The organism is Photorhabdus noenieputensis, assembly GCF_018448935.1.
In the GTDB taxonomy this organism is placed as follows: Bacteria; Pseudomonadota; Gammaproteobacteria; order Enterobacterales; family Enterobacteriaceae; genus Photorhabdus; species Photorhabdus noenieputensis.
Window position 1 is genome coordinate 1 of the sequence record NZ_RCWC01000104.1, and the last position, 2,103, is coordinate 2,103.

A 2,103-nucleotide genomic window follows, 5' to 3' on the forward strand; every position below is an offset into this window, starting at 1 on the left:
TTCCCGAACGAAAACAGTCTGATGAAACTGCTTTATCTGGGGCTTCTCAATGCACAGGAAAAATGGACAATGCCAATACAGAGCTGGAATCTAACGCTGTCGCAACTCTATATTTACTTTGAAGGGCGTTTGGATAATGTGATAACGTTGTAACCGCTAAATTAACGTGACACAGAATTCTGAACGCCCTCTTAAAATATCGACTGGGCCATATTTCTGAAGGATGTACTCCTAGTCTGTCCGCAATAATCCTCTCCCCTTTAGGCCACCGGCGTATTAATGCATTAGATAGTGTTGATGAACTCAGTCCCGATTCCCTTGATAATGCGGCAAGTGTTGTGCCACGTTTACGTAATGCAGCAATAATATCTGCCGGATGCCAGTCATTTTGAGTCGTTATCATCTCTGTTTACTTCCCCTAATCGATTTATGGTGGCTATTCAAATAGGATGCATGAATCAGTGTTCATTTCCGGCAAGCAAAACCAAAATTTCTCCCGCCAGAACCGCCATGAAAAGGCTAATAACAGACACATCGGCAAAAAGTTTCTTACCAATGTCCATGAACACAGGACCATGATTCCTAGTTATTTGTCAAATTACTATTACTAAAAAACGTCCTTGCCATTCATGCCCATTACTGTTGCAAGTAATGTTTTTCGTTATTACCCTGCCAAAATAATTTTCATTTTGATTCCAAAAAGTTTTTTACTTTATTATGAGATAAGCTGGAATTATTGGTGAATTTTAAGGACAAGACTAAAGCTGAGCATCTTTGTTCAAAGTGAACAATGTCTTTATGCCCTGAAGTGCATGAATGTCCAATCCCAAAAATATCGGCTAATTCCGTTGGTTTCATCAATGGATCTCGCCTGAGCCGTTTTAAAATTTCTTTCTGATTATCTGACATATCAAATCATTAAAACCCTTGTTATTGCATGGATATTTTTATTTCATTGATGATCAACAGTAAAGACAGTTTTCTATTTTAATTAGAATAAAAAATCGTAAATTTCATTAAAGGGATTTCATATTAAAAAATGCTTTCAGTTTGTTTAAACACTTTATTTCTTATTAATTTAGGTTCAATAATCAAACTTAACTCACAGGTAATAATCCGAACAACAGCCAAATAATCTTTAATGTTAGTCTGATTAATGCACGGAGTTGTCACACCAGACATCGTCAACCCTAAAACGGGTTTATGAATATCAGCCAATGGCGTAAAATAATTGACAGAGCCAGCCATCATATTTGCAGCATTAGACAAGACTGAACGAGAAATACGGTTGAGTCCGTTGAGATCGGTTACCGTATAAAGCATGGCAATATCGCTGGCTCTAACGTAGGCCGAGACATTCCCTGACGTCATCGCGGATACCATGATTTTAGGCAAACCGATCGGCAGGCTTTGCATAGCCGGAGTGATCAGCGTTGTTCCGCCGATACCAATCATTCCCGCGATATCGTCGATTGAGCTGTTCAGGAAATTCGTGAGGGCGACAGACATCGCGGTTATCGCTTTATTCCGCACGTCACAAAAAACAGTGTCAGAGCCAGAGGGATGATACTCAGCCACCGGAAGTGAATGAATATCTATCTTTTTATTCTGATAATTTTTCCCAAGAATTGATGTAAACACATCAATGATGATTGAATCAACTCCTGCGAGGTATAAACAATATTTCAACCAGACCAGCTCGCCCAGTTTTGTGTCTGCTGTGCCAACGACAACCACAAATCGCGTCATAGTGTTCACCCTATGTGGTATACCTAGTTCAAAGACGAATGTAAACCTATTGTAATATTTTACAACATGCAAGTTATTTTTTATCATTAGTGATATTTTTTATTGTGAATGCTATATGGTTAAAACTTTAAGGGGGTTAAATGATCCTGTTTGATGAAGAAAATTTGTCACCAGTCCGGCGTCGTACCCTGGAACGTATCACTCATTCAGCTCTGAAGTTATATCGAGAAAAAAAATTTCCGTCTCCTGAAGAGATTGCTAATGAAGCTGAATATGCGAAGGCCACGTTGCGCAGCTACTTTTCAACCCACAGTGATTTTGTCGAATATGTTGTAAAACAAGTCATTGGATCAT

At 38.8% G+C, this 2,103-nt stretch carries 2 protein-coding genes and 3 pseudogenes; 2 read left to right on the forward strand and 3 right to left on the reverse strand.

Annotated elements, in window-relative coordinates:
• Positions 1-153 (forward strand): annotated as a pseudogene (locus tag EAE91_RS23280) (IS256 family transposase); the annotation flags it as partial.
• A gap of 34 nt (positions 154-187) precedes the next feature.
• Here the strand turns inward: EAE91_RS23280 and EAE91_RS23285 are convergent.
• The 3 genes and pseudogenes from EAE91_RS23285 to EAE91_RS23295 all read right to left on the reverse strand — a co-directional run.
• A pseudogene (locus EAE91_RS23285) lies at positions 188-403 on the reverse strand (helix-turn-helix domain-containing protein); the annotation flags it as partial.
• A 281-nt stretch (positions 404-684) separates the two neighbouring features.
• On the reverse strand, positions 685-909 hold the full coding sequence (locus EAE91_RS23290) for a hypothetical protein (RefSeq protein WP_214090516.1): 225 nt from the start codon (positions 907-909) through the stop codon (positions 685-687).
• 123 nt (positions 910-1,032) lie between these two features.
• Complete coding sequence (locus EAE91_RS23295; protein ID WP_244869011.1) at positions 1,033-1,749, reverse strand: Tm-1-like ATP-binding domain-containing protein; 717 nt, start codon at positions 1,747-1,749, stop codon at positions 1,033-1,035.
• 140 nt (positions 1,750-1,889) lie between these two features.
• On the opposite strand from EAE91_RS23295, the pseudogene EAE91_RS23300 reads away from it, so the two are divergent.
• Positions 1,890-2,103, forward strand: a pseudogene (locus EAE91_RS23300) (TetR/AcrR family transcriptional regulator); the annotation flags it as partial.